The organism is Pantoea sp. SGAir0418, assembly GCF_043529865.1.
The window spans coordinates 2,859,769-2,886,461 of sequence record NZ_CP027911.1; the positions used below are offsets into that span (position 1 = coordinate 2,859,769).

At 57.5% G+C, this 26,693-nt stretch carries 31 protein-coding genes; 17 read left to right on the top strand and 14 right to left on the bottom strand.

Annotation, left to right across the window (positions count from 1 at the left end; genetic code table 11):
* Positions 1-7: 7 nt before the first annotated feature.
* From mrdB to C1N84_RS13375, 7 genes are all read left to right on the top strand, one after another.
* Complete coding sequence (gene mrdB, locus C1N84_RS13345) at positions 8-1,120, top strand: peptidoglycan glycosyltransferase MrdB (RefSeq protein WP_031279886.1); 1,113 nt, start codon at positions 8-10, stop codon at positions 1,118-1,120.
* A gap of 10 nt (positions 1,121-1,130) precedes the next feature.
* Positions 1,131-2,225 (top strand): endolytic peptidoglycan transglycosylase RlpA, encoded by a 1,095-nt coding sequence (gene rlpA, locus C1N84_RS13350; RefSeq protein WP_058769434.1) that lies wholly within the window; start codon positions 1,131-1,133, stop codon positions 2,223-2,225.
* Positions 2,226-2,343: 118 nt separating this feature from the next.
* Positions 2,344-3,555 (top strand): D-alanyl-D-alanine carboxypeptidase DacA, encoded by a 1,212-nt coding sequence (gene dacA / locus C1N84_RS13355; RefSeq protein WP_021508587.1) that lies wholly within the window; start codon positions 2,344-2,346, stop codon positions 3,553-3,555.
* Positions 3,556-3,648: 93 nt separating this feature from the next.
* Positions 3,649-3,912, top strand: a complete 264-nt coding sequence (ybeD, locus tag C1N84_RS13360; protein WP_010618866.1) for a DUF493 family protein YbeD — start codon at positions 3,649-3,651, stop codon at positions 3,910-3,912.
* A 69-nt stretch (positions 3,913-3,981) separates the two neighbouring features.
* Entirely contained in the window at positions 3,982-4,632 is a 651-nt protein-coding gene (gene lipB, locus C1N84_RS13365) for a lipoyl(octanoyl) transferase LipB (protein ID WP_222985620.1), read from the top strand.
* A 176-nt stretch (positions 4,633-4,808) separates the two neighbouring features.
* Positions 4,809-5,774, top strand: a complete 966-nt coding sequence (gene lipA / locus C1N84_RS13370) for a lipoyl synthase (protein ID WP_394541638.1) — start codon at positions 4,809-4,811, stop codon at positions 5,772-5,774.
* A gap of 155 nt (positions 5,775-5,929) precedes the next feature.
* Complete coding sequence (locus tag C1N84_RS13375) at positions 5,930-6,979, top strand: hypothetical protein (RefSeq protein WP_264441523.1); 1,050 nt, start codon at positions 5,930-5,932, stop codon at positions 6,977-6,979.
* 78 nt (positions 6,980-7,057) lie between these two features.
* On the opposite strand, the gene tatE is transcribed toward C1N84_RS13375, so the two are convergent.
* The 6 genes from tatE to C1N84_RS13405 form a co-directional block, all read right to left on the bottom strand.
* Positions 7,058-7,261, bottom strand: coding sequence for a twin-arginine translocase subunit TatE (tatE, locus tag C1N84_RS13380; RefSeq protein ID WP_010618871.1), 204 nt, complete (start codon positions 7,259-7,261; stop codon positions 7,058-7,060).
* Positions 7,262-7,359: 98 nt separating this feature from the next.
* Complete coding sequence (locus C1N84_RS13385) at positions 7,360-8,130, bottom strand: amino acid ABC transporter ATP-binding protein (RefSeq protein ID WP_058757904.1); 771 nt, start codon at positions 8,128-8,130, stop codon at positions 7,360-7,362.
* The gene (locus C1N84_RS13390; protein ID WP_264441524.1) at positions 8,127-9,086 is read right to left on the bottom strand and encodes an amino acid ABC transporter permease; all 960 of its coding nucleotides are present in this window, start codon (positions 9,084-9,086) and stop codon (positions 8,127-8,129) included. Before C1N84_RS13390 ends, C1N84_RS13385 begins: the two co-directional genes overlap by 4 nt.
* The gene (locus tag C1N84_RS13395) at positions 9,083-9,970 is read right to left on the bottom strand and encodes an ABC transporter substrate-binding protein (protein ID WP_125309952.1); all 888 of its coding nucleotides are present in this window, start codon (positions 9,968-9,970) and stop codon (positions 9,083-9,085) included. The genes C1N84_RS13390 and C1N84_RS13395 overlap by 4 nt, the downstream gene beginning before the upstream one ends.
* 22 nt (positions 9,971-9,992) lie before the next feature.
* Positions 9,993-10,787, bottom strand: coding sequence for a deaminated glutathione amidase (locus tag C1N84_RS13400; protein WP_059010522.1), 795 nt, complete (start codon positions 10,785-10,787; stop codon positions 9,993-9,995).
* Between the two features lie 2 nt (positions 10,788-10,789).
* A complete protein-coding gene (locus C1N84_RS13405) occupies positions 10,790-11,749 on the bottom strand; it encodes a nitrate ABC transporter substrate-binding protein (RefSeq protein ID WP_264441525.1) in 960 nt (319 codons plus the stop codon).
* A gap of 136 nt (positions 11,750-11,885) precedes the next feature.
* On the opposite strand from C1N84_RS13405, the gene C1N84_RS13410 reads away from it, so the two are divergent.
* Complete coding sequence (locus C1N84_RS13410) at positions 11,886-13,241, top strand: aminotransferase class I/II-fold pyridoxal phosphate-dependent enzyme (protein ID WP_132465596.1); 1,356 nt, start codon at positions 11,886-11,888, stop codon at positions 13,239-13,241.
* On the opposite strand, the gene C1N84_RS13415 is transcribed toward C1N84_RS13410, so the two are convergent.
* The 3 genes from C1N84_RS13415 to pagP all read right to left on the bottom strand — a co-directional run bounded on the left by C1N84_RS13415 (position 13,225) and on the right by pagP (position 14,941).
* Positions 13,225-13,650, bottom strand: a complete 426-nt coding sequence (locus C1N84_RS13415; protein WP_021508597.1) for a GNAT family N-acetyltransferase — start codon at positions 13,648-13,650, stop codon at positions 13,225-13,227. The genes C1N84_RS13410 and C1N84_RS13415 overlap by 17 nt on opposite strands.
* 358 nt (positions 13,651-14,008) lie before the next feature.
* Complete coding sequence (cspE, locus tag C1N84_RS13420) at positions 14,009-14,218, bottom strand: transcription antiterminator/RNA stability regulator CspE (protein ID WP_010615627.1); 210 nt, start codon at positions 14,216-14,218, stop codon at positions 14,009-14,011.
* Between the two features lie 150 nt (positions 14,219-14,368).
* Complete coding sequence (gene pagP, locus C1N84_RS13425; protein ID WP_021508599.1) at positions 14,369-14,941, bottom strand: lipid IV(A) palmitoyltransferase PagP; 573 nt, start codon at positions 14,939-14,941, stop codon at positions 14,369-14,371.
* Positions 14,942-15,339: 398 nt separating this feature from the next.
* Here pagP and C1N84_RS13430 point away from each other — a divergent pair, with 398 nt between their 5' ends.
* The 3 genes from C1N84_RS13430 (at position 15,340) to C1N84_RS13440 (ending at position 17,329) form a co-directional block, all read left to right on the top strand.
* Positions 15,340-15,525, top strand: coding sequence for a hypothetical protein (locus tag C1N84_RS13430; protein ID WP_058781246.1), 186 nt, complete (start codon positions 15,340-15,342; stop codon positions 15,523-15,525).
* A 374-nt stretch (positions 15,526-15,899) separates the two neighbouring features.
* Complete coding sequence (locus tag C1N84_RS13435) at positions 15,900-16,145, top strand: hypothetical protein (protein ID WP_058781245.1); 246 nt, start codon at positions 15,900-15,902, stop codon at positions 16,143-16,145.
* Positions 16,146-16,246: 101 nt separating this feature from the next.
* The gene (locus C1N84_RS13440; protein WP_264441526.1) at positions 16,247-17,329 is read left to right on the top strand and encodes a malate/lactate/ureidoglycolate dehydrogenase; all 1,083 of its coding nucleotides are present in this window, start codon (positions 16,247-16,249) and stop codon (positions 17,327-17,329) included.
* A gap of 33 nt (positions 17,330-17,362) precedes the next feature.
* Here C1N84_RS13440 and gntT read toward each other — a convergent pair whose 3' ends face one another.
* Positions 17,363-18,679 carry a gluconate transporter gene (gene gntT, locus C1N84_RS13445; protein ID WP_021508602.1) on the bottom strand — a complete coding sequence of 439 codons (1,317 nt, stop codon included), beginning with the start codon at positions 18,677-18,679 and terminating at the stop codon, positions 17,363-17,365.
* 277 nt (positions 18,680-18,956) lie between these two features.
* On the opposite strand from gntT, the gene C1N84_RS13450 reads away from it, so the two are divergent.
* A complete protein-coding gene (locus C1N84_RS13450; protein ID WP_264441527.1) occupies positions 18,957-20,102 on the top strand; it encodes an iron-containing alcohol dehydrogenase in 1,146 nt (381 codons plus the stop codon).
* Between the two features lie 34 nt (positions 20,103-20,136).
* Here the strand turns inward: C1N84_RS13450 and C1N84_RS13455 are convergent, their stop codons facing one another.
* The 3 genes from C1N84_RS13455 to C1N84_RS13465 all read right to left on the bottom strand — a co-directional run bounded on the left by C1N84_RS13455 (position 20,137) and on the right by C1N84_RS13465 (position 22,554).
* Positions 20,137-20,964 carry a Cof-type HAD-IIB family hydrolase gene (locus C1N84_RS13455; protein ID WP_021508604.1) on the bottom strand — a complete coding sequence of 276 codons (828 nt, stop codon included), beginning with the start codon at positions 20,962-20,964 and terminating at the stop codon, positions 20,137-20,139.
* Between the two features lie 109 nt (positions 20,965-21,073).
* On the bottom strand, positions 21,074-21,535 hold the full coding sequence (locus tag C1N84_RS13460; protein ID WP_021508605.1) for an RcnB family protein: 462 nt from the start codon (positions 21,533-21,535) through the stop codon (positions 21,074-21,076).
* A 779-nt stretch (positions 21,536-22,314) separates the two neighbouring features.
* Positions 22,315-22,554: a DUF1272 domain-containing protein gene (locus C1N84_RS13465; RefSeq protein WP_058781242.1), complete on the bottom strand. Its 240-nt coding sequence runs from the start codon at positions 22,552-22,554 to the stop codon at positions 22,315-22,317.
* Between the two features lie 192 nt (positions 22,555-22,746).
* On the opposite strand from C1N84_RS13465, the gene C1N84_RS13470 reads away from it, so the two are divergent.
* The 5 genes from C1N84_RS13470 to C1N84_RS13490 all read left to right on the top strand — a co-directional run bounded on the left by C1N84_RS13470 (position 22,747) and on the right by C1N84_RS13490 (position 26,342).
* Positions 22,747-23,850 (top strand): AI-2E family transporter, encoded by a 1,104-nt coding sequence (locus C1N84_RS13470; RefSeq protein ID WP_264441528.1) that lies wholly within the window; start codon positions 22,747-22,749, stop codon positions 23,848-23,850.
* A 264-nt stretch (positions 23,851-24,114) separates the two neighbouring features.
* Positions 24,115-25,275 (top strand): diguanylate phosphodiesterase, encoded by a 1,161-nt coding sequence (locus C1N84_RS13475; protein WP_264441529.1) that lies wholly within the window; start codon positions 24,115-24,117, stop codon positions 25,273-25,275.
* A gap of 66 nt (positions 25,276-25,341) precedes the next feature.
* Positions 25,342-25,623: a hypothetical protein gene (locus tag C1N84_RS13480; protein WP_058769421.1), complete on the top strand. Its 282-nt coding sequence runs from the start codon at positions 25,342-25,344 to the stop codon at positions 25,621-25,623.
* 180 nt (positions 25,624-25,803) lie between these two features.
* Positions 25,804-26,064, top strand: coding sequence for a hypothetical protein (locus C1N84_RS13485; RefSeq protein WP_125311780.1), 261 nt, complete (start codon positions 25,804-25,806; stop codon positions 26,062-26,064).
* A gap of 80 nt (positions 26,065-26,144) precedes the next feature.
* Entirely contained in the window at positions 26,145-26,342 is a 198-nt protein-coding gene (locus C1N84_RS13490) for a hypothetical protein (protein ID WP_021508610.1), read from the top strand.
* Positions 26,343-26,374: 32 nt separating this feature from the next.
* Here the strand turns inward: C1N84_RS13490 and C1N84_RS13495 are convergent, their stop codons facing one another.
* On the bottom strand, positions 26,375-26,641 hold the full coding sequence (locus tag C1N84_RS13495; RefSeq protein WP_264441530.1) for a biofilm development regulator YmgB/AriR family protein: 267 nt from the start codon (positions 26,639-26,641) through the stop codon (positions 26,375-26,377).
* Positions 26,642-26,693: the final 52 nt, after the last annotated feature.

Sequence of the window (26,693 nt, forward strand, 5' to 3'; positions counted from 1 at the left end):
GATGTCGATGAACGATAGTCCCCAGAAAAGAACGATCTGGACGCGTATCCATATCGACCCGCTGTTTATGCTGATCATCATCAGCCTGCTGGCCTACAGCGCCATTGTTATCTGGAGCGCCAGCGGCCAGGATCCGGGCATGATGGAGCGCAAGCTCGGGCAGATTGCCATGGGCACCATCATCATGCTGGTGATGGCGCAGGTGCCGCCGCGCGTGTATGAAAGCTGGGCGCCCTACCTCTACATTGTCTGCGTGATTTTGCTGGTGGCGGTCGATGCCTTCGGCCACATCAGTAAAGGGGCACAGCGCTGGCTGGATCTTGGTTTTGTGCGCTTCCAGCCGTCGGAAATCGCTAAAATCGCCGTGCCGCTGATGGTGGCACGCTTCATCAACCGCGATGTCTGCCCGCCGACGCTGAAAAACACCGGCATCGCGCTGGTGCTGATTTTCATGCCGACGCTGCTGGTGGCGGCGCAGCCGGACCTCGGTACCTCCATTCTGATCGCTGCCTCCGGCCTGTTCGTGCTGTTTCTCTCGGGCATGAGCTGGAAGCTGATTGGCGTGGCCGTGCTGCTGGTGGCGGCGTTCATCCCGATTCTGTGGTTCTTCCTGATGCACGATTATCAGCGCGACCGCGTGATGATGCTGCTCGATCCCGAGAGCGATCCGCTCGGTGCCGGTTACCACATTATTCAGTCCAAGATTGCTATCGGCTCCGGCGGACTGCGCGGCAAAGGCTGGCTGCATGGCACCCAGTCGCAGCTGGAGTTTCTGCCCGAACGTCACACCGACTTTATCTTCGCGGTGCTGGCGGAAGAGCTCGGCCTGGTGGGCGTCCTGCTGCTGCTGGTACTTTATCTGCTGCTGATCATGCGCGGGCTGGTGATTGCCGCACGCGCGCAAACCACCTTTGGTCGCGTGATGTCCGGCGGCCTGATGCTGATTCTGTTTGTGTATGTTTTCGTTAACATTGGCATGGTTAGTGGTATCTTACCGGTGGTTGGCGTGCCGCTGCCGCTGGTGAGCTACGGCGGATCGGCGCTGATTGTATTAATGGCCGGATTTGGCATCGTGATGTCGATCCATACTCATCGAAAAATGTTATCTAAAAGCGTTTAAGAGGCTGCACATGCGTAAGGACTGGCTTGGGGTTGCTCTGGCATCACTGGTACTGGCTGCCTGTTCCACACCGGAACAGCAGACGAACACGGCCCCGCCGCAGCCGGCCTACAATGGTCCGGTGGTGGAGATTCCCGGCGTGGAGCCGCGCTATGAGCCGATCAATCCCTCTACCAGCCAGGACTACAGCGTCAACGGCAAAACCTACCGGGTGATTAAAGATCCGTCCAACTACAGCGAAGTTGGTCTGGCAACCTGGTACGGTGAAGAGGCGCAGGGCAACCGCACCGCGCTGGGTGAAACCTACGATCCGGACGCGTTAAGCGCCGCACACCCTACCCTGCCACTGCCGAGCTACGTGCGCGTCACCAACCTGGCCAATGGCCGGCAGATTGTGGTGCGCGTCAACGATCGCGGCCCTTATACGCCGGGCCGGATTATCGACCTGTCGCGCGCCGCGGGCGATCGCCTGAATATTTCCAATAACACCCGCGTACGGGTGGATTACATCAAAGTAGCGCCGGACGGTTCGGTGTCCGGCCCGGGCACCATCGGCACCACCGTGGCCAAACAGAGCTATGCGCTGCCGGCGCGGCCTGACCTGAGCGGCGGCATGGTGATGACCGGCGCCAGCAGCGCGCCAGCGCCTGCCGCACAGGACGTTCGCGCGGTGGATAACAGTTCACTGCAGAGCAACGGCAACATCGGCGCACCGGTGCAGAGCAGCGGCTTTCTCGGCGCACCGCAGCCGTTAGCCAGCGGCGTACTGGAAGGCAGCGCGCCGGCCACAGCGGTTGCCGCCAGCCCTGCCGCACCGGCAGCGGCAGCGAGTCCGGCTCTGGCCAGCCATAACGCCAGCGCCCATGCCGGCAGCGGTTTTGTGGTACAGGTTGGCGCCCTGAATGATGCCGCACGCGCCCGGCAGATGGCGGACAGCCTTGGCCAGCGCTTTGGTGTACCCGGCGCGGTGGAAGCCAATGGCAACGTCTACCGCGTGCAGCTTGGCGGTTTCAGCAGCCGGGCTCAGGCCGCGGCGCTGCAGCAGCGTCTGAGCACTGAAGCGCAGATCAGCTCCTTTATTACCACGGCCCGCCCGTCAATGTGACGGGCCGTGCCCTTGCCTGCTGACACTGAGGCATAAAGCCAGATGTCGCACGATGGCAGCTTTGCTATAGTAAGGCACTTTTTTCACTCTTAACCCCACGGATGCTGTAGTCCTGAACATGAATACGCTGAAACCTTCTCGTTTTCTGAAACGCCTGACAGTGGGATCACTGGTCGCTCTCTCCCTCAGCCACGTTGCCTTTGCAGATGATGTTAATCTGAAAACCATGATTCCGGGCGTGCCGGACATCGATGCCGAAGCTTACGTGCTGATCGACTATAACTCCGGCAAAGTGCTGGCGGAAAAGAACGCGGACGCGCGCCGCGACCCGGCCAGTCTGACCAAAATGATGACCAGCTACGTCATCGGCCAGGCGGTCAAAGCGGGCAAAATCCATCAGGATGACATTGTTACCGTCGGTAAAGATGCCTGGGCAACCGGCAATCCGGTGTTCAAAGGCTCCTCGCTGATGTTCCTCAAGCCGGGCGATCGCGTACCGGTCTCTCAGCTGACGCGCGGTATTGTGCTGCAGTCCGGTAACGACGCCTGCGTGGCAATGGCCGATTACGTTGCCGGCAGCCAGGACGCGTTCGTTAACCTGATGAACAACTACGTGGGTGCGCTGGGCCTGAAAAATACCCATTTCCAGACCGTGCACGGTCTTGATGCTGACGGTCAGTACAGTACGGCGCGTGACATGGCGCTGATTGGCCAGGCGCTGATTCGCGATGTGCCGGATGAGTACGCGGTCTACAGAGAGAAAGAGTTCACCTTTAATAACATCCGCCAGATGAACCGTAACGGCCTGCTGTGGGATACCAGCCTGAACGTCGACGGCATCAAAACCGGCCACACCGAAGCCGCCGGCTACAACCTGGTGGCGTCAGCGACCGAAGGCCAGATGCGTCTGATCTCGGCGGTGATGGGCGGTCACACCTTCAAAGGCCGTGAAACCGAAAGTAAAAAGCTGCTGACCTGGGGCTTCCGCTTCTTCGAAACCGTGGCACCGCTGAAGGCGGGCAAAGAGTTTGCGTCTGAGCCGGTATGGTTTGGCAACAGCGATCGCGTGCAGCTCGGCGTGGAAAAAGATGCCTACCTGACCATCCCGCGCGGCCGCATGAAAGACCTCAAGGCCAGTTACGTGCTGAACAACACCGAACTGCACGCGCCGCTGCAGAAAAACCAGGTCGTGGGCAGCATCAACTTCCAGCTGGATGGTAAAACCATTGAACAGCGTCCGCTGGTGGTGCTGAACGAAGTGCAGGAAGGCGGTTTCTTCAGCCGCATCATCGATTACATCAAACTGATGTTCCATCACTGGTTCGGCTAAGGCGCGCTTGAAAAATCGCCAACCCGTCCCCAGATAAGCTACTATATTGCTCCCGCTTCGGCGGGAGCCTGTTTTTTATGCACCGGAGTTAATATGAAAACCAAACTGAATGAACTGCTCGAATTCCCGACGCCTTTTACCTACAAAGTGATGGGCCTGGCGCAACCGGAGCTGGTTGATCAAGTGGTTGAAGTGGTGCAGCGTCATGCGCCCGGCGACTACAGCCCTGACGTGAAGCCCAGCAGCAAAGGCAATTATCACTCGGTGTCGATCACCATTAACGCCACCCACATCGAACAGGTGGAAACCCTGTACGAAGAGCTGGGCAACATCGAAATCGTGCGCATGGTGCTGTAATGCTGACGCTGGTAAAGGCCGCTTTGCCAGCGTTATACTCTGCCCTCCACTCGCTACCGGACTTCTGCTTTGTCTGCTAATACGCTTCTTGTTCGTCAGCTTGGCCAGCGCGACTGGCAGCCCGTCTCCGATGCCATGCATCACTTTACCGATCGGCGCGACAGCGCCACCGCCGATGAAATCTGGCTGGTGGAACACCCCGCGGTGTTTACTCAGGGCCAGGCGGGCAAAGCCGAACATGTGCTGGTGCCGGGCGATATTCCGGTGGTACAGAGCGATCGCGGCGGCCAGGTAACCTATCATGGCCCGGGCCAGCAGGTGATGTATGTCCTGATTGACGTTAAACGCCGCAAGCTGGGCGTGCGCGATCTGGTCACCGCACTGGAAGAGACGGTCATCGCTACGCTGGCTGATTACGACATCAGCGCGCGTGCGCGTGCGGATGCGCCCGGCGTATACGTTGGCGATGCGAAAATCTGTTCGCTCGGCCTGCGCATCCGCAAAGGCTGCTCGTTTCACGGTCTGGCGCTCAACGTCGCGATGGATCTGGCGCCCTTCCTGCGCATCAATCCCTGCGGCTATGCCGGCATGCAGATGACGCAGATCAGCGCCTTCCGGCCCGGCGTCACGCCGGCGGACGTGCAACCGCGCCTGGTGCAGCATTTCGCGCGCCTGACCGGCTTTAGCGACACGGAATGGCATGATGAGGCCGCGTGCTGACCTTGACCGTACGTGCGCATTTACAAAATTGTAACTTTCGCCACGGCTTATCGGCTGCTTCTGCCCCGGCGAGATGATATAATTTTTGCAATTTTTTCAAATAAAGTTGAAAGCCTGGTTCTCAGTTTGAGTGAGGAAGCTTTCAAATCGCAATCCCGACCGGAACCTGCAGATTTATGAGTAAACCAATTCAGATGGAACGTGGCGTCAAGTATCGCGATGCCGACAAAATGGCGCTGATTCCGGTAAAAACCGTGGTCACTGAACGCCAGGAAATCCTGCGTAAGCCGGAGTGGATGAAGATCAAGCTGCCTGCGGATTCCAGCCGCATTCAGGGCATCAAAGCGGCGATGCGTAAAAACGGCCTGCACTCGGTGTGTGAAGAGGCTTCCTGCCCTAACCTTGCCGAATGCTTTAACCACGGCACCGCCACCTTTATGATCCTCGGTGCCATCTGTACCCGCCGCTGTCCGTTCTGCGATGTGGCACACGGTCGGCCAAACGCGCCGGACGCCAACGAGCCGCTGAAGCTGGCACAAACCATCGCCGACATGGCGCTGCGCTATGTGGTGATCACCTCGGTGGACCGCGACGATCTGCGTGACGGCGGTGCACAGCACTTTGCTGACTGCATCAGCGCCATCCGCGAGAAAAGCCCGCCCATTAAAATTGAAACGCTGGTGCCGGACTTCCGCGGCCGTATGGATCGCGCGCTGGAGGTCCTCACGGCGACCCCGCCGGATGTGTTCAACCATAACCTGGAAAACGTACCGCGCGTCTATCGTCAGGTGCGTCCGGGCGCTAACTATGAGTGGTCGCTGAAGCTGCTGGAGCGTTTTAAAGAGGCGCATCCGGACGTGCCAACCAAATCCGGTCTGATGGTCGGTCTCGGGGAAACCAATGCGGAAATCATCGAGGTGATGCGCGATCTGCGTCGCCACGGTGTCACCATGCTGACCCTCGGCCAGTACCTGCAGCCAAGCCGTCACCACCTGCCGGTACAGCGTTACGTCAGCCCGGCTGAATTTGATGAGATGAAAGAAGAAGCGCTGGCGATGGGCTTTACCCACGCCGCCTGCGGTCCTTTCGTCCGCTCGTCTTATCACGCTGATATGCAGGCGAAAGGCCTGGAAGTGAAGTAATCTCCTGCCGCGATTGCGCCCTGCTGCGGCGCAATCGCAAAAATTCTGCTTAAACCGCTTAATTCCTGTCGCAAATCTGTCGCTTTAACCGCTGAGGCCATAAGAGCCTGTTTATTATTTTATTTTCTCAGTGTTTTTTTCATAAAGGTCAGATTATGCAATCATCCTTTCATATCGATGAGCTCGATTTTATGCGGGCGGCGGATGTGTCAGGTCCATCCTCTGGTAGACCGCGAAGCGGCGCGTCGGGCGAAAGCCTGGATGCGCTAAAAGCGCGTACCACGCCCATGGATATCACTAATCCGTTCGTGACGCCCCATGCGTCGTGCGAACTGGCGTTTCTTGCAACCGCCATCAGCATCGACCACCGCTACGACGAAATTCATCTGCACCTGCCGCAAAGCGCGCAGCTTGCGTCTGCGCCCGCGCCCGCACTGCCGTTCACCGAACTGCGCAGCGTAACGCCGGATGAAACGCCGTTGCTGCCAGCGCTGCCGCCGCTGGAGTCAGCGCAGCAGGCCGCCGGCGAGAGCGTCTGGCACAGCCTGCCTGAGGTTCCGGCGCTCAGCCCGGCGCTGTCGCTGGTCAGCGCGCTGCCTGCGGCATGGTATACAGCTGAACATCAGACGCTCCACCCGTCGCCTGTCCCCACGCTCCCAGCCCGGCAGCCGCTGAGTCTGCCAGAGGTGGCTGTGCTGCGCGACATACAGCAACCCGACTATGCGGTGGATTACGATGACAGCGGTGAGCCGAAAATGTTTAGCGGCACGCTGGCTGCCGGCGATCAGGTGCATATTTATATCGATAATGTGCTGATCGAGGTGGTAACGGGCGACGCACAGGGTCACTGGCAGTTCGCTCAGCCCGCCGATTTAAGCGCGGCACAGCATGTTTTCAGTGCAGAGTTCTTCGATGAACAGGGGCATGTCAGCAGCCGTTACAATAAGTTGATTACCGTACTGCCGCAGCCTGCCGCTATTATCACGCCAATTGATGACAGCGATCTCAGCGCGATTGATTGTGCACTGATGGAACTGGCGATGCAGCAGGATGATATTGCGCCCGCTATTCTGCCGCTGACCTTTAGCGAAGCATGGCTGGATGAGTGGCACAGCGCTGACAGCACACTGACCGCCAGCGGCGATCACGGCGGCAACCTGCCAGGCTGGGATGAACCGCTTGAACATCACATTGTCTGGCACTAAAAAAACGAAAACCAGACTGTAGCAGTCTGGTTTTTTAACGTAATAAATATTTACACTTATTGACGTTCAGCGCAGAGATTACTCTTTATGGCCGACGCGTTCAGCAGGCGTTTCTTCGGCACTGCTTTTGGTTGCGGTGGATTCATCATCTTTCATGGCTTTTTTAAAGCCCTTGATTGCGGAACCCAGATCGCCACCCAGTGAACGTAACTTGTTGGTGCCAAAAAGCAGTACGATAAGCGCACCGATGATCAGCAGTTTGGCAATACTGATACCTTCCATATTTTACCTTTCAACCTTCGCGAAAAACGGACTGCACTATTAACGCGCAGTTATTCACCACGCTCAACTGCAATCTGTAACAGAGTGAGATCTCACGGTCAGATAAAGCGGCTGAGAAACGCCTGGGTACGCGGATGCTGCGGATTGCCAATCACCTGCTCTGGCGGTCCCTGTTCCACCACCACGCCACCATCCATGAACACCACGCGATCGGCGGCTTCACGCGCAAAGCCAATCTCATGCGTCACCACAATCATGGTCAGGCCGCGATTGGCTAAGGTACGCATGGTAGCCAGCACTTCCCCCACCAGCTCCGGATCCAGCGCTGAGGTCGGTTCATCGAACAGCATCAGCAGCGGTTTGATCGCCAGCGCACGGGCAATCGCCACGCGCTGCTGTTGTCCCCCCGACAAATGTCGCGGCCAGGCGTCGGCTTTATCGCTCAATCCGACCGTTGCCAGCAGCTCACGCGCGTGTTGCAGCACCTCATCGCGTGGAAACTTGTGCACGCCAATCGGCGCTTCCATGATGTTTTGCAGTACCGTCATATGGGGATAGAGATTGAACTGCTGAAACACCATGCCGATTTTCTGCCGCTGATGGGCAATTTTCCGCGCCGACAGGCGATGCAGCAAGCCGCGCTTTAGCGCGTAACCAATCTGCTCGTCGCCCACCATAATCGAGCCGGCATTCATCTCTTCCAGATGATTAATGCAGCGCAGAAAGGTCGACTTGCCGGAGCCCGAAGGCCCGAGAATCACCACCACTTCGCCCGGAAACACATCAAGGTCGATGCCTTTCAGCACCGCGTTATCACCGAAGCTCTTTTGCACATTACGCGCGCGCACCAGCGGCTGAATCTCGCTCATACGTCCTCCTTTAAACGCGGGGCCGCAGCCAGCGCCGTGTCACTGCTGGCGCGTCGTTTGTTCACCACCACGGTACGTTTGCTGCCGCGCGCGTAGTAGCGCTCAATGGCTGACTGGCCGACATTGAGGATCGAGGTAATCAGCAGATACCAGATCACCGCCACCATCAGCATCGGAATGATTTCAAAGGTACGGTTGTAAACGGCCTGCACCGAATAGAGCAGATCGCCCATCGCGATGACGCTCACCAGCGACGTAGCTTTGATCATGCTAATCAGCTGGTTGCCGGTCGGGGGAATAATGGCGCGCATCGCCTGCGGAATGATGATACGCCGCAGCGCGCGGCTGCGGCTCATGCCAAACGCCTGAGTAGTTTCAACCTGACCGTGATCGACCGACAGCAGGCCGGCACGGATTATCTCCGCCATATAGGCAGCCTCGTTGAGCGCCAGACCGGCGATGGCGGCGGTCAGCGGCGTGATCAGATCGTTGGTATTCCAGCTGGCAAAGGTGATGTCCGTCCACGGCACGGTGATCGATAGCGTGGGAAACAGCGTCGACAGGTTGTACCAGAATATCAGCTGCACCAGCAGCGGCGTACCGCGAAAGAACCAGATGTAGAGCGCCGACACGCCGCTCAGCAGTTTATTCTCTGACAGCCGCCAGACCGCCAGCAGCAGCCCCAGCAGGGTGCCCAGCACCATCGACACCACCGTCAGCCCGAGCGTCACCTGCAGCCCTTTCAGCACCGTGCCTTCGGTAAACCACTGCAGCACCACGTGCCACTCAAAATTGGGATTGGTCGCCACCAGCCACAGACCATTCGCTGCCAGCGTCAGGACCACGATCCAGCTAACCCAGCGTCCATACGCGGGCGCGCTACGGGCAAAAGCGACGTCGCGCTGCGGCACGTCAGCCTGATCCGTGGGGCGCGCGTTGGGGCCGACGGCACTCATTTTGCCGTCTCCTGCGCCAGGTTACGTCCCGGCTGCGGCAGCATGTTGCCGTCCAGCTGCCACTTTTTCATGATGGCCGCGTAGGTGCCGTTGGCAAATAGTTCTTTGTAGGCATCCAGCACCACCTCACCCAGCGGCGAGCCTTTGGGAACGACCGTGCCCTGAAAGATATCGCCAAAGCCGTTTTTCTGCCCCTGACCAGACAGTTCAAGCTGCCCCTGCGCCTGCTCAATGAAATAGGTCAGCGGCGCCTGCGAGGAGAAGAAGGCATCCGAACGCTTCGAGCGCACCGCCAGTATCGACGAAGGCTGATCGGTAAAGGACTGCACTACGACTGCAGGTTTGCCCGCAGCCTCACAGGCGGCTGACTGTTTGCGGATCACCTGCTCCGCCGAACCGGCCGCCATCACCGCAATGCGCTTGCCGCAGGTATCTGCCAGACCGTTGATGTGCGCCGGATTGCCCTTCTGCACGCCAAACACCACGAACTCCTGCACGTAGTCGATGAAGTCCACCTTCTGCTGGCGATCCGGATAATCACCTATCGGCCCGATGGCCATCTGATAGCGTCCGGAATTAATGCCGGCCAGTACGCCGGACAGACCGCTCACCGTCGCGTGTTCAATTTTCACGCCCAACAGCTGGCCGAGCGCCACGGTAAGATCGGCCGAGGCGCCATCCATTGAGTGCGGCCCGTTAACGATCTCATACGGCGGAAAGGAGCCGTTGTTTACCGAGATCATTTTGCCAGCCTGCTTGATCTGCGCGGGCAGTCGATCGTGCAGCGCCTGATCCATTTTTTGCGTCGGAATGGCGTCCGCTCCCTGGGCGACGCTCGCCGTCAGGCCGGTCGCCAGCGCGATGGCGGTTAAAAGCATTTTCATCAGTCAGTTTCCCCCAGGCAGGTCAAAGTGATTGCAATTCCGGACGGGCAAAGCGGCGATTTTCCAGTACCGGCAGCACGCTGCGGGCGTAGGCGATGCGGGCCGGATCCAGTTCGGCAAACACCAGTGCAGCGCACTCCGGTGCCTTAGCAATCACCACGCCAAGCGGATCGATCACCAGACTGTTACCAATGTTGCGCGGCCCGCACTCGCCTACCGCCACCATGTAGCAGGTGTTTTCCAGCGCGCGCGCACTGGTCAGCAGTTCCCAGTGCATCTCCTTTAACGGTCCTTTTACCCAGGCGGAAGGCAGCACCAGCACGTCGGCACCGTCCAGCACCAGCCGGCGCGCCAGTTCGGGAAAACGCACGTCGTAGCAGGTCATCAGCCCGACTTTCATGCCGGCCACCTCAACCAGCGGCGGCACGGCATCACCCGGATTGACCCGCTGCGACTCCTGCATGGCGAAGGCATCGTACAGATGCAGCTTGACGTACTGCGCGATGATTTCGCCATTACGCAGGGCAATCAGCACGTTGTGCGCTTTGTTATCCTGCGTCGGCACGTGCACGCTCATCATGGTGGTCAGCGCGTTACCTTTGCTGGTTTCCAGCAGCTGACTGACAAACGGCCCGTCCAGCGGCTGTGCGGCTTTTAACACCAGATCGGGATCGGCGATATCGCGCGCCAGCACGCCTTCCGGCAGCACCAGCAGATCGGCGCCCGCCGCCAGCGCATCCTGCATCAGACCGCGACAAATGGCGGTGTTCTCCTGCCATTCGCGGCTAACGGCGAACTGCCCCATGGCTACTTTCATCTTCACTCCCCTCTGGCCGCCGCCGGGAAAATCTCCTCCGGCGAGAGCAACGTTGTGGTTAAGCCCTGCTGGAACAGCTCACGGGCGAAGTCGGCAATCATCCTTTTGTTAGCGGTAAATCCGTTTTGATTCCAGTCGGCAGGCAAATCCTGCGCGGTGCGTCGCAAATCATCCAGCAGCCACGGCGTGGTATCCGCGTACTTCTCGCGTTTGCGCATCCACAGCTGATACGCGCGATCGATCACCTCGCTCAGCGCCTGCGGCAGCCACGGATGCGCCGCCGCCAGCGCCGGCTTCAGCGCCAGCAGATGAATACCGGGCACATAGCCGACGCGGTTGAAGTAGTCGCGCTCAGCACTGACGAAATCCGCCTGCAGCTGGCGCAGACCGGAATCTTTCAGGAAAAAACCCTCAGGCATAAACGGCGTGAACACCGCATCCAGCTCGCCGGCTTTCAACAGTTCAATCAGCGGACGCTCGTCCGGCGCCGGTTCGATACGGCCCGGGCGACCAAATCCCGCCAGCCGGTCAACAATCGGATGATCAGCGGTCAGGCGTCCGGCAAACCAGAAGGCGTCGTTGATATCGACGCCCGCTTCGCGCAGCACGGTGCGCGTCCAGGTATTACCGGAGTCCTGCCAGCCGGTAACGCCGATTCTTTTGCCTTTCAGCTGGGCTGGCGTGGTGAGCGGGCTGGCGGTGGTGGTGATGATGCAGCGCTGGCGAAAGCCACGCATCAGAAAGTGCGGCAGGCCGAGCAGTGAATCGTCGCCGCGCGCCCGTGCCTGCGCATAGCGGCTGAACGACACCTCACCGCCTTCGTAGTGTTCACTGCTGGCCAGGTTATCCACCAGCGTGCCTACGCGGTCAATGACCAGCCTGAAGCCCTGTGGCTGAATATCGCCCAGCGCCAGCGGCGTGAAGTAATCCCAGTCGCGCACCGCCAGTCTGATAGTGATCATCGTTGTGCTTCTCCGTTTGTTCAGCCGCCACGCTGGCGCTGTGCATTTTTTCTGCAAATTGTGCTTGAATTTGAGTCTAAAACGCGAATACTAATCTGAACAATCATTTCTTTGTTACTGAACAAAGCTTTTTCTTATGACGCAAATAGTGGATGCAGAGTGGCTCAGCCAGCAGATAAACGACGCCTCGGTTAAAGGCATTACCCTCGCCGCGTCAACATTGATTCGCGACGGACAGATTGCCGTGGGCATGCAGATGCCGGCAGTGCGCGATTTGGCGGAACGGCTGGGCGTGAGTCCGGCCACGGTATCCGCGGCCTGGGCGCAGCTGAAGAAGCAGAAAGTACTGGCGGGTAAAGGGCGAAGCGGAATCTGGGTGTGCGGCAACAGTGTGATGCCGCGACCGGTCCGCTTTGAGAAAATTGGCAACTATGGTGAAAACGTCAAGGCCGCGCTGGCGATGGCAGCACCCGATCCGGCCCTACTGCCGGATCTGCGCCCGGCGATGCTGGCCGGGCTGGCGTCACCGCAGCTGAATAGCTATCAGCGTGAGGCGATTTCGCCACAGCTGCAGGCGGCCATTGCGCCGCGCTGGCCCTGTCCGGCGGAGGCGTGGCTGGCGACCGATGGCGGCTTCGATGCCATGAACCTGATTGTGCAGACGCTGCTGTCACCCGGCGATCGGGTGGTGATTGAAGATCCGACCGCGACGCGTCTGCTGGATATGCTCGACAACATCGGTGCCGAAATCCTGCCGCTGCCCGGTGATGAGCAGGGACCGCTGCCCGCGGTGCTGGCGACACACTTACAGAAAGCGCCAGCGATGTTCATTTATCAGCCACGCACCCACTCGGCGACCGGCTACAGCGTCAGCCAGCAGCGCAGCGAAGCGCTGGCGCAGGTGCTGGCGCAGAGTGCCACCCTGATTGTCGAGGATGATGGCATCGGCGATTTGTCGCGCTGGCCGGTATGGAGTCTCGGCCGCCACTATCCGCAGCGCACGCTGCACGTGCACTCCTTTTCCAAAGCCTACGGCCCGGATTTGCGGCTGGCGGTGGTATCCGGCACGACAGAACTGGTGAAACGGCTGCAGTCGTGGCGTAACTTCGGGGTCAGCTGGACCAGCCGTATTCTGCAGGATGCGGTGGCCTGGATGCTGAGCGATGCGCCCACCCAGCAGCGCATACAGCAGGCCAAAGGCACGTATGCCGCGCGCCGTCAGCAGTTGCTGGCCGCACTGGCGCGGCGCGGGCTGGTACAGGAAGATCGCGACGGCCTGAGCGTGATGCTGCCGGTGGCATCAGAGCAGTATGCCATGATCACCCTCGCCGCCAGAGGCATCACCGTGCTGCCAGGCGAACGCTGCAGCATCAACAGCGGGCAGTTCATTCGCGTCAGCATTGCGCGGCTGCCGGCCGATCAGCTCGACAGCATCGCCGATGCGTTAGTGATTGCCTGCGGACGCGAGCTTAATATCAGCCCAGATCTTTGATGTGATAGCGTGGCGATTCAACGTAGCCTTCTCGCGCATAAAACTGGTTGGCTTTCAGTCGCGAGGCGTGACAATGCACTTCCATGCGGTCGCAGCCGCGCGCGCGCGCCAGTTGCTCGGCGTGGTTCAGCAGTTGCTGGCCGCTGCCTTTACTGCGCTCGCCCTCGGCGATACAGAAATAGCTGATGCGCGCGAAATCGCCCGCTAATGCCAGCTGCGGAATAAAGTGCAGCGAAAGAAATCCCAGCACCTGGTTACCGTGTTCCGCCACCAGCAGCGTCTCGTCGGGATGGGCGCACAATTGCGCCAGCCGATCGCTGATAAATTTTTCCGTGCCGCGATAACCCAGCTCGGTTAACAGTGCACTCAGGGCAAAGCTGTCTTTGGCCTGTGCTTCACGTATGTTCATCCTGCCTCCTCCGTTCCCTGACTGCTGTTATATAGCGTTGCCGCTGAAAAATCTGCAAGTAAGCTTTGTTATGAGTATGTTACGGGAATTATCTGTGAGCGACGCCGCAGAATGTGCCTTGTCATGCCGCTGTCACGCTGGCTTAAGGCTGGCTTAATCTTGCTTTGCCATGCTGGCATAAATGAAGTTGCGAGGCATGGCACATGAAGAATCTGGTACCGCACTGTTTAAATGAATGGCTGGCGCTGTCGCTCAGTACGCTGGTGATTATCGCCTGGGCCATTAGCTGGTGGCAGGGCTGAAAAAAGCACAAAAAAAACCCGCCATCAGGCGGGTTTTTAAAATTCTGACTGTTAACTTACAGAGCGGTAACGTTAGCAGCAGATGGGCCTTTAGCGCCGTCGGTGATTTCAAACTCTACACGCTGACCTTCAGCCAGAGTTTTGAAGCCGTTGCTCTGGATAGCAGAGAAGTGTACGAATACATCTTTGCTGCCATCTTCTGGAGTAATGAAACCGAATCCTTTGGACTCATTAAACCACTTAACGTTACCTTTGATCTTGGACATCTATATTACCTTTACATGAAAAATGGACACTAAACTGTGTCGGCATCTAGTACAGCAATTGCAGTGACATTTGTCCAGCGCGAATTGATGAAAAAGTGATAAATATTGATTTTTTCCATGCCCTTCACACTTTCTGCGCATCTTCAGCGATTAAAACTGAAATCTTAACCAGGCAAAATAGACGTTGCCGTTGTTATAAGTACCTGGAATGTAAGTCATTTGGAAGGTTGCCGGGCCATACCCTATCGAAGCCAGCGGCAATACCAGCGGAACCGGGATATATCGCCAGTTATCCCTGGCCGTCACGCCCGCAGTGTAACCGGCGCCCAGATGGAAATTCTGATCGTTCAGCGGTCGCCAGGTCGCTTCCCAGCCGTAGCCGGCGATGGGCTCCCACTTGTTAAACGAGTCTTTGAACGCCATGGCATACAGGCCGTGCCAGTTGCCCTTTTCATCCCAGCGCGAAACGCCACCGCCCGCACCCCACGGCCGCTCGTTGTACTTTTTGATGTGTTCATCATCGTAAGTAAAGCGGTTGTGCCAGGTGATAGCCGGGACGTAAAGATCGTAATTTTGCGGTTGTGTCCAGGTTTGCGCCACGTTATCGGAGAAGGTATTCCAGCCCGATTTAATCGCTTCGCCTGTGGTTGCCGCTGGTGTCGAAAAAGAGACCGATGAAGTCAAAATACAGCCGCAAAAGGCTGCAGAAATACGCCAGTTCACAACAATTCTTCCTGTTAAATCATCCTGTATCCGGCAGTCACCACGTAGCGCCACATCGCGCCGCACCGTGCTGCCGTGGGTTAATGGCTGATGCCACGAGCGCGTACAGCGCGCGCGCCACGATGGCGCCAGTCGCACCCCGCTCTGCTGGCAATCAGCTGGTTAATTTTACCTCACTGCGCGAACGGAGTCGAAACGGCAAATAAACAAAACGCAGAGGGTAAAAGGTGCAGAAAATGCACCGCTCAGTTGATGATTACTTAGGGTGATTACTTAATATTCAGCAACTTATCCATAGAAATTGATTTCATGAATAAATTAATAAAATTTATCAATTGAACTCACCCGATGATTGAGATAAATCTCATCACTCCAGGACGGAGAGAGGAGGAACTGAGATGACAATTCGTTGCAGCCGCTGCGGTTGCGCCAAATTTTTTTATACAGTACCCGGCAAGGAAAAGGTCGACGATCCCGATCATCACGGCGCCTGTTGCGCCGCGTGCGGCAAGCCGATCAGCCTGCGCGATGTGATCCCGCTGTCATCCCTGCAACCGGCTTCTGCCGCCCGTCACGTTGAATAATGTTTTCAGGCACCCGCCGGGTGCCTGAACGCGTCAGAAAATCAGTTTAAACACGCCAGTAATCGTCAGTAACCCGACAATAAAGATGATGGCAATAATCCACAGTATTATTTTCATAGTTCGCTCCTTCAGGATGAAAAATAACGCATCGTGCATTCAGTATAGATGATTATTCCGGCTTCGCTGGACGCTGAGAGCGCGATCCCAGTCACTTGCCTCAGAGACTGTTGCCTGCTCTTTTTTTCTGCGAGCCCGGTCGCAGCTTATCGCTTAAGTTGCTATCCCGCCGCACGCGTAGCGCGCTGATTGTCTAAAATTACAGCGCCTGTAGCAGGCCTCAATTGTTCGCTATGTCTACGTAACAAGGAGATAATATGAGCACGATTAATACCAGCATGGGTCGTTACAGCCTCAAGGCAAAGGATTATGGCAGTCACATTCGTGGCAGCATTGCGATTAATGACGAAGGCGGTACGCAGCTCACCCTGCAAGAGTTTGATGAGCATTATCTTGACGATGTCGTCAACAACGTTATTTATCCAATCACGGGTGGGAACCGTGAAATTGCACGCGCACTGCGTGAACAGATGGTTAAAGCCGGCTTCGAACAGCCGCACTGAGTTTGTTGGGCCACGTGTTGTGGCCCTTTATCAGCCCTTACTTGCGGTTATTATCCATTTCAGCGCAGGATGCTCTCTCCCCCCATAAGGAGATTAACCGCGTGACTGAACTGCATCGTGTTTCCCCTTCCCGCTTACATCAGTTTGTTCAGGCTATCTGGCTGCATGCCGGTAGCAGTGCCGAAGAAGCGCGCCTGGTGGCTGATCATCTTGTTGCTGCTAACCTCGCGGGCCATGACTCCCACGGCGTCGGTATGATACCGAGCTATATGGCCTCGCTGACGCAGGGCTTTCTACAGCTCAATCAGCACGTCAGCATCGAAAAAGACGCTGGCGCGGTCCTCACCCTTAATGGCCAGAAAGGCTTTGGCCAGGTGGCCGCGTACGAGGCCATGCAGCACGGCATTGAGCGGGCGAACAGGTTTGGCCTTGCGGCGGTCGGCCTGCATCATTCGCACCACATTGGCCGTATCGGTCACTGGGCGGAGCAGTGTGCCGTAGCGGGCTTTGTCTCCTTTCACTTCGTTAATGTGATGGGCGATCCAATGGTGGCGCCGTTTAACGGCAGCGATCGCCGCTTCGGCACCAATCCGTTCTGCGCGGTATTTCCGCGTCGCGACGGCGAACCGCTGCTGCTGGACTTTGCCACCAGCGGCATCGCCTTTGGTAAAACGCGTGTGGCGTATAACAAAGGTCAGCCGGTCGCACCGGGCTATTTGCTTGATGCGCAGGGCCAGCCGACCACCGATCCGGGCGTGATGCATCAGTCGCCGTATGGCGCGCTGACCGCCTTCGGCCTGCACAAAGGCTATGCGCTGGCGACGATGTGCGAAATCCTTGGCGGCGCGCTGTCCGGCGGTCGCACTACGCATGACGCCACGCTGCTTTCCGGCACTGACGCCATCTTCAACGGCATGACCACCATAATCCTGAACCCAGACGCGTTTGACGCACCGGCGATGCAGCAGGAAGCCGAAGAGTTTCTCGCGTGGGTCAGGCGTTCACCGCAAAGTGGTGAGGCGGAGATTCTGGTGCCGGGCGAATGGGAAACGCGCAACCGGGCAGCACGTGAACGCGAGGGCATTCCGCTGGACAGCAACAGCTGGCAGCAGATTTGCGCAGCGGCACGCCAGGCTGGCATGCCGGAGGACGAACTGGCGGCCTTCCGCGCCTTAGCGCAGTAAGCCGCCGGGGCTGAGGCGCGGTGCCTCAGCCGGTTACAGCGCAGCGGACAGCAGCAAACAGCCCAGCAGACCGCACACCGAGATGATGGTTTCCAGCGCCGACCACGAGCGAATAGTTTCACCGATGGTCAGGTTGAAGTACTCCTTAAACAGCCAGAAGCCCGGATCGTTAACGTGCGAGAAGATGACACTGCCGGAACCGACGGCAATGACCATTAGCTCCGGGCTGGCGCCGCTGGTGGCAATCAGCGGTGCCACAATGCCGCCGGCGGTAATCGCCGCGACGGTGGCAGATCCCAGCGCAATACGCAGCACTGCCGCAATTGACCACGCCATAAAGATTGGCGAGACGTTGGTTTCGTGCATCATCCCGGCGATGTATTTATCCACGCCGCTGTCTACCAGCACCTGTTTGAAGGCGCCACCACCGCCGATGATCAACAGCATCATGGCAATGATTTTGATCGAGTCAGTGATGGTGCCCATCACCTCATCCATGCTGCGGCCACGGTTAAGGCCAAAGGTGAAGATGGCAATCAGCACCGCAATCAGCGTCGCCATGATCGGATCGCCAAAAAATTCCGCGTACGGCAGCAGCACATGGCCTTTCGGCAGCAGCATTTCTGCCACGGCACGCAGCGCCATCAGGATCACCGGCACCAGCGCCGTCCACACGCTAACGCCAAAACCCGGCATCTCCGCTTCGCTGAAAGTTTTCGGGTTCCACAGCCCTTCCGGAATCGGCTTATCAATGCCTTTCAGAAAACGCGCATACACCGGCCCGGCCAGAATCACCGTCGGAATACCCAGCAGCGTACCGTACAGCAGGGTTTTACCCATGTCGGCGTTAAATAATGTGGCGATCGCGGTCGGGCCCGGATGCGGCGGCAGAAAGCCGTGCGTGACGGATAAGGCGGCCGCCATCGGCACGCCGACATACAGCAGCGGCACGCGCGCCGATGCGGCAATGCTGAACACCAGTGGCAGCATCAGCACGAACCCGACTTCATAAAACAGCGCAAAGCCCACGGTGAAGCCGGTCAGCACCAGCGCCCACTGAATGTGCTTCTGGCCGAATTTTTCGATCAGCGTGGTGGCGATACGCTGCGCACCGCCGCAGTCGGCCAGCAGTTTCCCCAGCATCGCGCCAAAGCCCATGATCAGCGCCAGGCTGCCCAGGGTACCGCCGACGCCGGTTTTGATCGATCCAATCACTTTATTGACCGGCATGCCCTGCATCATGCCCACCGCCAGTGCCACCAGAATCAGCGCGATGAAGCCGTTAAGTTTGAAGCGAATCATCAGCAGCAGCAGTAACGCCACGCCAATTGCCACATAGAGTAATGGCATAATTTTTCTCCACTTTTGCGCTCGGCGTATTACCGGCAGCGGTTTGTTGTAATGGGACAAAGGGGTTATCAGTGCCAGATGTTTCAGAATGCGACATCCTGTTACCGGTATCATGTTAAGGGTAACATTGACGGGAAAGCACCTGGTGCAGCGGGTGAATTTCTGTTTTGCGAAGGTGATCAACTTTTTGTCGGAGGGTTATCAGAATGTTTGCCCCGGCAGCGGCGCGGCTTTTGGTTACACTAGCTGTTTTATGCCAACCGATAAGGATCTGCAGGTGAGTGAGAATCTGATTGAGCTGTACAGTAATCAACAAACCCTGTTTGGCCGTGGCAGCATTGACCGCCTGGTCCCGCTGCTGGCGGCGAATCCGCAGCCCACGCTGCTGTTCTGCGGCCGCTCATTTCTCAACAGTCCGGCGTGGGCACGTCTGGGCGCGACGCTGAACGATCACATTCTGGGCTATGAAATTGTCAGCCATGAAGCCTCGCCAGACGAGATCGATGGCTGGGTGACGCGCTGGCGTGGCCACGTCGATCGCGTTGTTGCCATCGGCGGCGGCAGCGTGCTGGATGCGGCCAAAGCCTTTGGCGCCATGATGCAGCATCCGCTGAATATCGCGCGCTACCTCGAGAAAGTGGGCGATACGCCGGTACAGGCGGTCACGCTGCCGCTGATCGCCATTCCTACCACCGCCGGCACCGGCAGCGAAGTCACGCAGAATGCGGTGGTAACCGATCAGCAGCACATTAAGGTGAAGGCCTCGCTGCGCCATCCGGTGTTTGTGCCGCAGGTGGCGATTCTCGATCCCGATCTGCTCAAAGGGGCGCCGGATCGCGTGCTGGCCACCTGCGCCATTGATGCCTTTACCCACCTGTTCGAGGCTTATCTGTCACGCAAGGGCAACCTGTTCAGTCAGCAAAACGCGCTCAACGGGCTGCAACTGTTCATGCAGGCGTGGCCGTACCTCAATCAGGACGACAGCCGCGGCGATGCGGCACGTGAAGCCATGATGATGGCATCATGGCTCGGCGGCATCAGCCTGAGCAGCGCGGGTTTGGGGGTGGTCCACGGTATTGCCGGCGAGCTGGGGGCGATTAAACCGTTCCATCACGGTGAAGTCTGCGGTCGTCTGCTGTTCCCGTTCCTTGATGTACTGGCGGAGAGCGCGCACCCCGAACAGCAGCGGCTGATGGCGGCGCTGGCTGAACGCCTGCTGCCCGATGAAACGGCACCGCCGGCGCTGGCGCTGAAAGCCTGGCTGCAGCAGCAGGCTATCGTGCCGTTCTGGCTGGAAGGACCAACCCTCGCTGCGGAAGAGGTCGACTGGATTGTGGCGCGCGCCAACAGCAAAAACGGCTGGGTCAATTATGATCCCGCCACGCTCACGGAGATGATTACCGCCGCGTGGCGCGTCGTCTGAGCCTTTCGGGCAGCGCATGCTGCCCGTTGCTTATTCAGCCAGCAAACGGCCCTTCCCCCGCCAGCATCTGCTCAATCACCTGCAGCACGCCTTCCTGGTTATTGGACGGTGCGCCGTAGCGCGCAGCGTCTTTGACCCGCTGCGGCGCATTCTGCATGGCAAAGCTGAAGCGCGACTGCACCAGCATCTCCAGATCGTTGCCGCCGTCGCCAAACGCCAGCACCTCATCGCTGCTGATGTCCCAGCGCTGCTGCAGCAGGCGCAGACCGTTGGCTTTGTGCAAGCCGGGCACAATCAAATCCACCGAGCCGTGCCCGCTGGAAGTCGCCGCTGCTGCGCCCTGATGCAGACGCTCAATGTCAGCCATCAGAATATCGACATAATCATCGGACAGATTCAGCGCAAACTTGAACAGCCGGTCATCGCCCACGTCCGCGAGGCTATCGATCGCCTTGAGGCGATGGCAGTAGTGACGCATTTTGACCAGCCACTGCTCATCCATGGTGTTGAAGTGATAAGCGCTGTTACGGCCGCAGAGGATGTATTTCAGGTTGGGATAGTTACCGCGCTGCAGGGTATCGAGCACGGCATTAACGTCCTCACGCGAGAACGCGCCGCAGAACAGCTCCTCATCCCTATCGAGGATCCACGCGCCATTTTCGGCGACAAAGGCGATCTCACTGGCGATGTCGGGAAAGAAGGATTTGAGCTGGTAATACTGATTACCGCTGGCGACCACAAATTTGATGCCGCGCCGCGTCATCTCCTGATAGCAGGCCTGAAAACGTGCCCGGTTGTACTGTTTTTTATCGTCGAGAAAGGTGCCGTCCATATCCACCGCCACCATTTTTACCATGGTCATCATGACTCCTTAACGCGTTGAAAGGAAAAACGGGTTGTCCAGAGAATAACCTGGTGAGCGGTGAAAGCGGAGAGAAACACGGATGGCCGTCGCCATCCGTGCGGCAGGATTAGTTAAATGCGTTATTCAGCAAAATGGCGGTGATAATGCCGGTCGCGGCCGCCACTAACACATAATTTCCGTCGATAAAGGCCCAGTGCTCGCCGCGCGGCGGCTCATACAGACCGCGTGCCCGCCAGTCGTCGACGCGATAGTGTGGACCACGGAACTCCGGCGGTGCCGGATAACCACGGCGAAAATCATGACCGCGCCAGGCAAAGCGATCGCCGCCGCGATGTCCCTCCGGCATACGGTGGTCAGCATAATGATCGTGACGATCCGGGCCCGGTCCGCGATCGTGGCCAAAGTCACGACGGTCATGATGATCGGGACCCGGACCGCGATCCTGATGGCGGTCGCCGCCGTGCGGGTCCCAGCGAGGGTCACCGGGACCGTCGGCCCAGGAGACGCTGGAAAACAGTGTGCTGCATGCAATAAATGACGCAATAATCGTAAGTGTTGTTTTTTTCATGGTGTTACCTCCAGGGATAACGGCAGTCTGCGCGCCGTTGAGGCTTACTATTGCCTAAACAAAGCTAAAACAGCATTTCCAAAAGTCTTAAAAATCGGAGACTTACAATACATTACGCCCGGTTAGCGCTTTCTTAACGATTGTGGAGACTTTATGGTGGCGTGGCACGATAAGGCTGGCAGGGAAATAAGCAGTTAATTCAGCGGGAATAAAGAAAACCCGATCGCGGGGATCGGGCGGACAATGCTATTTCCATAAAAAGCATAAAGCGGGGAAACCCTGCTAAAAAGAGGGTAAAACTGAAGCACACAACGCCACATCACTAGCATTGCCCGGAAAGAATAACATTCATCAGGGCAAAATACTTTCAGAAAACTTCTATTTTCAGAAAAAACCGTAAAAAACTTCATGACAGCAAAAATAACCATCAAACATAAATAACGCGAAAGGAAATAAGGTCCGTGCTCTGACCAGCTGTCGTCAGGAAATATAGCCAGCCCGTATAAGATATCGACACAAAATCACAATGCATTGAATTTAAGAGATAAAAATTAAGCCATACTATTTTTTAGTTATGCCGCCATTTAAGCCGACCGGCAAACTAGCTGGCCGGCACATTTCATTGATAACGAGAGCCCTATTGCTGCCCTGGCAATTAATCGATGTGCGTGATTAATATAACGCTAATTTTTAACTAAGCTGAAGCGTAAGGTTAAATAATCAGCAAGCGGGCGCACAATAATTATGCGCCGGCTATTAATCCAATTGCGCTGGCGAATTTAGCGGGGTGGCGCAGAAACAGGATATCGCTGAGTTGCAGCCGGATGGCGCAGCAGCGCCTGCGCCGGACGTATCGGCCGCCGTACCAGCTCACCCGCACAGTTCGGGCAGTGCTGCGCCAGCACGCCTTCCGCGCAGTCAACACAAAATGTGCACTCAAACGAGCAGATGCGCGCATCAGGCGAGGCCGGCGGCAGATCTTTATCGCAGCATTCACAGTTAGGACGTAATTCCAGCATGGCACTCTCCTGTCAGGGGTCAGGGCTATCATCGCCGCCGCCGCCCCGGCGCGCCAGCCTGTGAGCGGACATCGCGCGGACAGATCGGGACAGCTTTTCATCCTGCACGCCTTGCCTTGCGCGCTAAAAACATTACATTCCGCAAAAGCCGTTCTATAGTTCATTCGCTACGTTTATCTGCGAGGCTTTTGCATGCGTGTTAAAGGGTTAAATATCGGTTTCTTTATAGTGATTCTGGCGATTGTCACGATCGCCTTTTTTGATGTGCTGGCGCCCTATTTCTCCGCCATTTTGTGGGCGGCGATTCTGGCGGTGATCTTTGCGCCGCTGAAGTCACTGCTGCGGCGCAAAATGGGCGACCGCAACGGGCTCGCTTCCTTTGTGACCTTACTGATTATCTGCCTGATCGTGTTCACGCCGCTGGCAATCATCACCTCGTCGCTGGTGGTTGAGATCAATACGGTGTACACCAAGCTGCAAACCAATTCCGCGCAGTTCCCGACGGTGTTTGCCTCGCTGCTGCAGCATCTGCCGGAGTGGGCACAAACCTGGCTGGCGGATCACGATCTGAACAATGCCGCACAGATTCAGCAAAAACTCTCCGGCTTTGCGCTGAAGGGCGGACAATACATGGCGGGCAGCGTGTTCCTGATAGGTAAAGGGACCTTCACCTTCACCGTGGGCTTTGGCGTGATGCTTTATCTGCTGTTTTTCCTGTTGAAAGACGGCGCCTGGCTGGTCGGGCTGATTCTCGAAGCGCTGCCGCTCTCCACCTATGTTAAGCACCATCTGCTGATGAAATTTGCCGCTGTATCGCGCGCGACGGTCAAGGGCACGGTGGTGGTGGCCGTGGTTCAGGGGGTGCTGGGTGGCTTTGCCTTCTGGATCACCGACATCGACGGCAGCCTGCTGTGGGGCGCGCTGATGGCGTTCCTGTCGCTGATTCCGGCAGTCGGCTCGGCTATCGTCTGGGTGCCAGCGGCCATCTTCTTCTTCGCCACCGGTGCGCTGTGGAAAGGCCTGTTCCTGGTGAGCTTTTTCGTTATCGTGGTCGGGCTGGTGGACAATATCCTGCGTCCGCTGCTGGTCGGCAAAGATACCAAAATGCCGGATTACCTGATCCTGATTGCCACGCTGGGCGGCATGGAAGTGTACGGCATCAACGGCTTCGTGATTGGCCCCTTGATCGCTGCACTGTTCATCGCCTGCTGGAATCTGCTCTCCGGCCGCGACAACCGGGAAAACGTCGAAGAGATCGACGAAGAGTTTATCGAAGAGGGTAAAACTCGCGAGTAGCAGCGGTATAACAGCTAAAGACCTGCTGACGGGCCACTATCGCTCACTGGCAGGCTTATCCGAAGCGGCGCTTTAAAGCGCCGCTTGTCTTTTCAGCGCGGCCGCCAGGCTGTCACGCTCAGCACCTTTTCCGACCTTTGACTCGCGCCTTCCCCCTTTTACCGGGCTCAAACAGCCGCCAGGCAGCGCTCAGCCCGGACGTTTCACAATTTAACCCATGCTGCTAAGGTGTCAGAGGACAATCGCGACAATCTGGAGCGTATAATGCTTACAACAATAATTTATCGCAGCCACATCTCTGAAGATGTTCCCGTCAATATCCTGCCGGAGATGGTGGCAAAAGCGAGTCTGCTCAATGCTGAGCATCATGTTACCGGCATCCTGCTGTTTAACGGCACGCACTTTTTTCAAATCCTGGAAGGGCCGGAGCACGGCGTTCTGGCAATCTACGCCCGCATCTGTGGCGACCGGCGTCATCACAATGTGGTCGAGCTGATGCGCGACTACTCTCCTTCGCGGCGTTTCGGTAATGCCGGCATGGAGCTGTTCGATTTGCGTAATCACCACAGCGGCAGTGTGCTGCAGGCGGTGCTTGATCGCGGCACGTCGAAATATCAGCTGACCTATGACGATCGCGGGCTACAGTTCCTCAGAACCTTTGTCGAAGCGCGTGAAAAAGAGAACTACTTTGAAGTGCCCCCGGCTGATTGCTGGGAGTTCATCCCCGCGGAAGGGCAATCTCCCGCGCCGGCCAGTGGCGTCACTTTCCGCCCTGTGGTTGATCCCCTTGGCCGTGAAGTGACGGCCATTGAGGCAATTCCGCACGCGCAACCCGCCGGACTCGGGGAACATGAGCGTTACACTCATGACCTCAACGTGGTGACAGACGCACTGCATAAAGCCGGCCAGGCCTGTCCCGATGGCATGACGCTGTATATCAGTATCCTGCCGATGACGCTGGTTTGTCTTCCCGATGCGGTAAGTCAGCTGGTCAGCGCCATCGCGCAGGCGGAGCTGGTGCCGCAGCAAATCATTCTTGGCGTGAGCGAAACGGAAGTCATCTCCCGGCTCGAAGACTTTTCCACGGCGGTCAGACAGCTGAAAGAGGCTGGCATCAGCCTTTCCATTGATAACTTCGGCGACGGCTCGGCCGGTCTCTCTTTACTGGCGCACGTCCAGCCTGACCGGGTACGTATCGGCGCGAATATTGTTCGTGATATTCACCGTAGCGGCCCGAAGCAGGCGGTGATGCAGGCGGTCATCCGCTGTTGTTCGGCGCTGGAAATCAACGTCATTGCGGCCGGCATTGAGCGTCCCGAGGAGTGGATGTGGCTGGAGGCGGCCGGGATCATCGATTTCCAGGGCAGCCTGTTTACGCCTGAGGGCGGCGCCGTGGCATGGCCTGAGAGCCGCGAGGCGATCTGAAAGCGGTTAAGCCTGACGACGCAGAACCTCTGAAGAGATAAAACGTCAGGCTCACAGGAGAAGACAATGCTGAGCGATGCCCGACTGCAGTTTATATCCAGCCATCCGGAGGAGAACGAACCGGAGGCGGTCTCCATGGCGCGCGAGTTACTCCGGTACCGCAGTGCGCTGGCGCAGCCATGGGCAGTGGTGGAGGGACTGGGGGTGAAGTACGTGGAGGACGGTAACGGGGCGATGATCTGGCCGGCGCGTTACTGCGAACGCGGCGACACCTTACTTTATCGTCTGGATCAGGCGGCTTCAGAAGTCAGCGGGCGCGCTGAAGCTGCGGATCCCGTCAGAAAGTAGCGCCGTGATGGCCGGCGCGAACGCAAATGTCATCTTCCTTGCAACGCCGGCAACTCAATATGCTGATCATTGCGCCGATAACCCGCGTCCGGCTTCTTTTAGCGGAGTTTGATGTGCTCAATGTGTCCGGGTGAGATTCCTGTGGTAAGCTCGTTGCCCTAACCGCAGCCGGACAGACTGATGAAAAACAATTTTGACGATAAAATGGCGGATATCATCATTGGAGAAGCCGTAACGGCGTTACTCGATGATAACGTCGCCATAAGCTGGGCGGCCCTTAACGACAGGCTGCAGGCGATGCTTGACCTCGAAACAGACAGTGACCGCATTCGTGCTGTGCTGCGTGTCATTGAGGACGTCAGACGGGAAATGGAGATGAGCGCGGTGAAGAAAGAGGCGTTCACTGCCGGGCATTTTTCTTTTTCCGGCAAGCTGCACTGATCGCTGCCTGACAATCTGCCGCGCCTGACGCTGTGGTTTCTGCTATACTGTATGCTTATCCACCAACGGATGGAGGTCATTTGAGCGATGACACCACCGCCGAAGATATCTACGCCGTTATTGGAACGGTTGTGGCACGCCTTCTTAAGCCGGACCAGCACCTGACACTTCAGGATATCACCCATGCCCTGCATCATCTTGGCGAAACGGCAAGCGAAGATGAACTGCGGCAGGCCTGTTTAAATGCCATCAGTATGCTTGTGAAGCAGATGCACTAAGCTTAATGCACTGCTCCGGCTTACTACCCTTTTCAGAACCCTTCATCATCCGGCGTTCTGCCGACCACGATTTCAAGCACGTTGCGCAGTACATCCAGTTTGACAAGATCGGTAGTCATCTCAAGCTCTGCGATGAGATACAGGATGATGGTTTTGCTCGTCACTTTTTGGCCATGGATGACGATATCGCGAATCACGGCATCCAGTGCCGCGGCTTCGGCTGCATAGCGCTCACCGCCGCTGCGAAAATGGTGAATAAGGGCCGCTTCCGCGCTGAATGGGTGTTCGTTGGTTTGCATGTGTCGTTATCCATAAACCGGGCGCTGCTGACAGCCCGGTGGTCGCCAAAAA

Coding starts and splice junctions, on each gene's coding strand:
- mrdB (WP_031279886.1), top strand. CDS start 8: ATGAACGATAGTCCCCAGAAAAGAACGATCTGGACGCGTATCCATATC.
- rlpA (WP_058769434.1), top strand. CDS start 1,131: ATGCGTAAGGACTGGCTTGGGGTTGCTCTGGCATCACTGGTACTGGCT.
- dacA (WP_021508587.1), top strand. CDS start 2,344: ATGAATACGCTGAAACCTTCTCGTTTTCTGAAACGCCTGACAGTGGGA.
- ybeD (WP_010618866.1), top strand. CDS start 3,649: ATGAAAACCAAACTGAATGAACTGCTCGAATTCCCGACGCCTTTTACC.
- lipA (WP_394541638.1), top strand. CDS start 4,809: ATGAGTAAACCAATTCAGATGGAACGTGGCGTCAAGTATCGCGATGCC.
- C1N84_RS13375 (WP_264441523.1), top strand. CDS start 5,930: ATGCAATCATCCTTTCATATCGATGAGCTCGATTTTATGCGGGCGGCG.
- tatE (WP_010618871.1), bottom strand. CDS start 7,261: ATGGAAGGTATCAGTATTGCCAAACTGCTGATCATCGGTGCGCTTATC.
- C1N84_RS13385 (WP_058757904.1), bottom strand. CDS start 8,130: ATGAGCGAGATTCAGCCGCTGGTGCGCGCGCGTAATGTGCAAAAGAGC.
- C1N84_RS13390 (WP_264441524.1), bottom strand. CDS start 9,086: ATGAGTGCCGTCGGCCCCAACGCGCGCCCCACGGATCAGGCTGACGTG.
- C1N84_RS13395 (WP_125309952.1), bottom strand. CDS start 9,970: ATGAAAATGCTTTTAACCGCCATCGCGCTGGCGACCGGCCTGACGGCG.
- C1N84_RS13400 (WP_059010522.1), bottom strand. CDS start 10,787: ATGAAAGTAGCCATGGGGCAGTTCGCCGTTAGCCGCGAATGGCAGGAG.
- C1N84_RS13405 (WP_264441525.1), bottom strand. CDS start 11,749: ATGATCACTATCAGACTGGCGGTGCGCGACTGGGATTACTTCACGCCG.
- C1N84_RS13410 (WP_132465596.1), top strand. CDS start 11,886: ATGACGCAAATAGTGGATGCAGAGTGGCTCAGCCAGCAGATAAACGAC.
- C1N84_RS13415 (WP_021508597.1), bottom strand. CDS start 13,650: ATGAACATACGTGAAGCACAGGCCAAAGACAGCTTTGCCCTGAGTGCA.
- cspE (WP_010615627.1), bottom strand. CDS start 14,218: ATGTCCAAGATCAAAGGTAACGTTAAGTGGTTTAATGAGTCCAAAGGA.
- C1N84_RS13430 (WP_058781246.1), top strand. CDS start 15,340: ATGACAATTCGTTGCAGCCGCTGCGGTTGCGCCAAATTTTTTTATACA.
- C1N84_RS13435 (WP_058781245.1), top strand. CDS start 15,900: ATGAGCACGATTAATACCAGCATGGGTCGTTACAGCCTCAAGGCAAAG.
- gntT (WP_021508602.1), bottom strand. CDS start 18,679: ATGCCATTACTCTATGTGGCAATTGGCGTGGCGTTACTGCTGCTGCTG.
- C1N84_RS13455 (WP_021508604.1), bottom strand. CDS start 20,964: ATGACCATGGTAAAAATGGTGGCGGTGGATATGGACGGCACCTTTCTC.
- C1N84_RS13460 (WP_021508605.1), bottom strand. CDS start 21,535: ATGAAAAAAACAACACTTACGATTATTGCGTCATTTATTGCATGCAGC.
- C1N84_RS13465 (WP_058781242.1), bottom strand. CDS start 22,554: ATGCTGGAATTACGTCCTAACTGTGAATGCTGCGATAAAGATCTGCCG.
- C1N84_RS13470 (WP_264441528.1), top strand. CDS start 22,747: ATGCGTGTTAAAGGGTTAAATATCGGTTTCTTTATAGTGATTCTGGCG.
- C1N84_RS13475 (WP_264441529.1), top strand. CDS start 24,115: ATGCTTACAACAATAATTTATCGCAGCCACATCTCTGAAGATGTTCCC.
- C1N84_RS13480 (WP_058769421.1), top strand. CDS start 25,342: ATGCTGAGCGATGCCCGACTGCAGTTTATATCCAGCCATCCGGAGGAG.
- C1N84_RS13485 (WP_125311780.1), top strand. CDS start 25,804: ATGAAAAACAATTTTGACGATAAAATGGCGGATATCATCATTGGAGAA.
- C1N84_RS13495 (WP_264441530.1), bottom strand. CDS start 26,641: ATGCAAACCAACGAACACCCATTCAGCGCGGAAGCGGCCCTTATTCAC.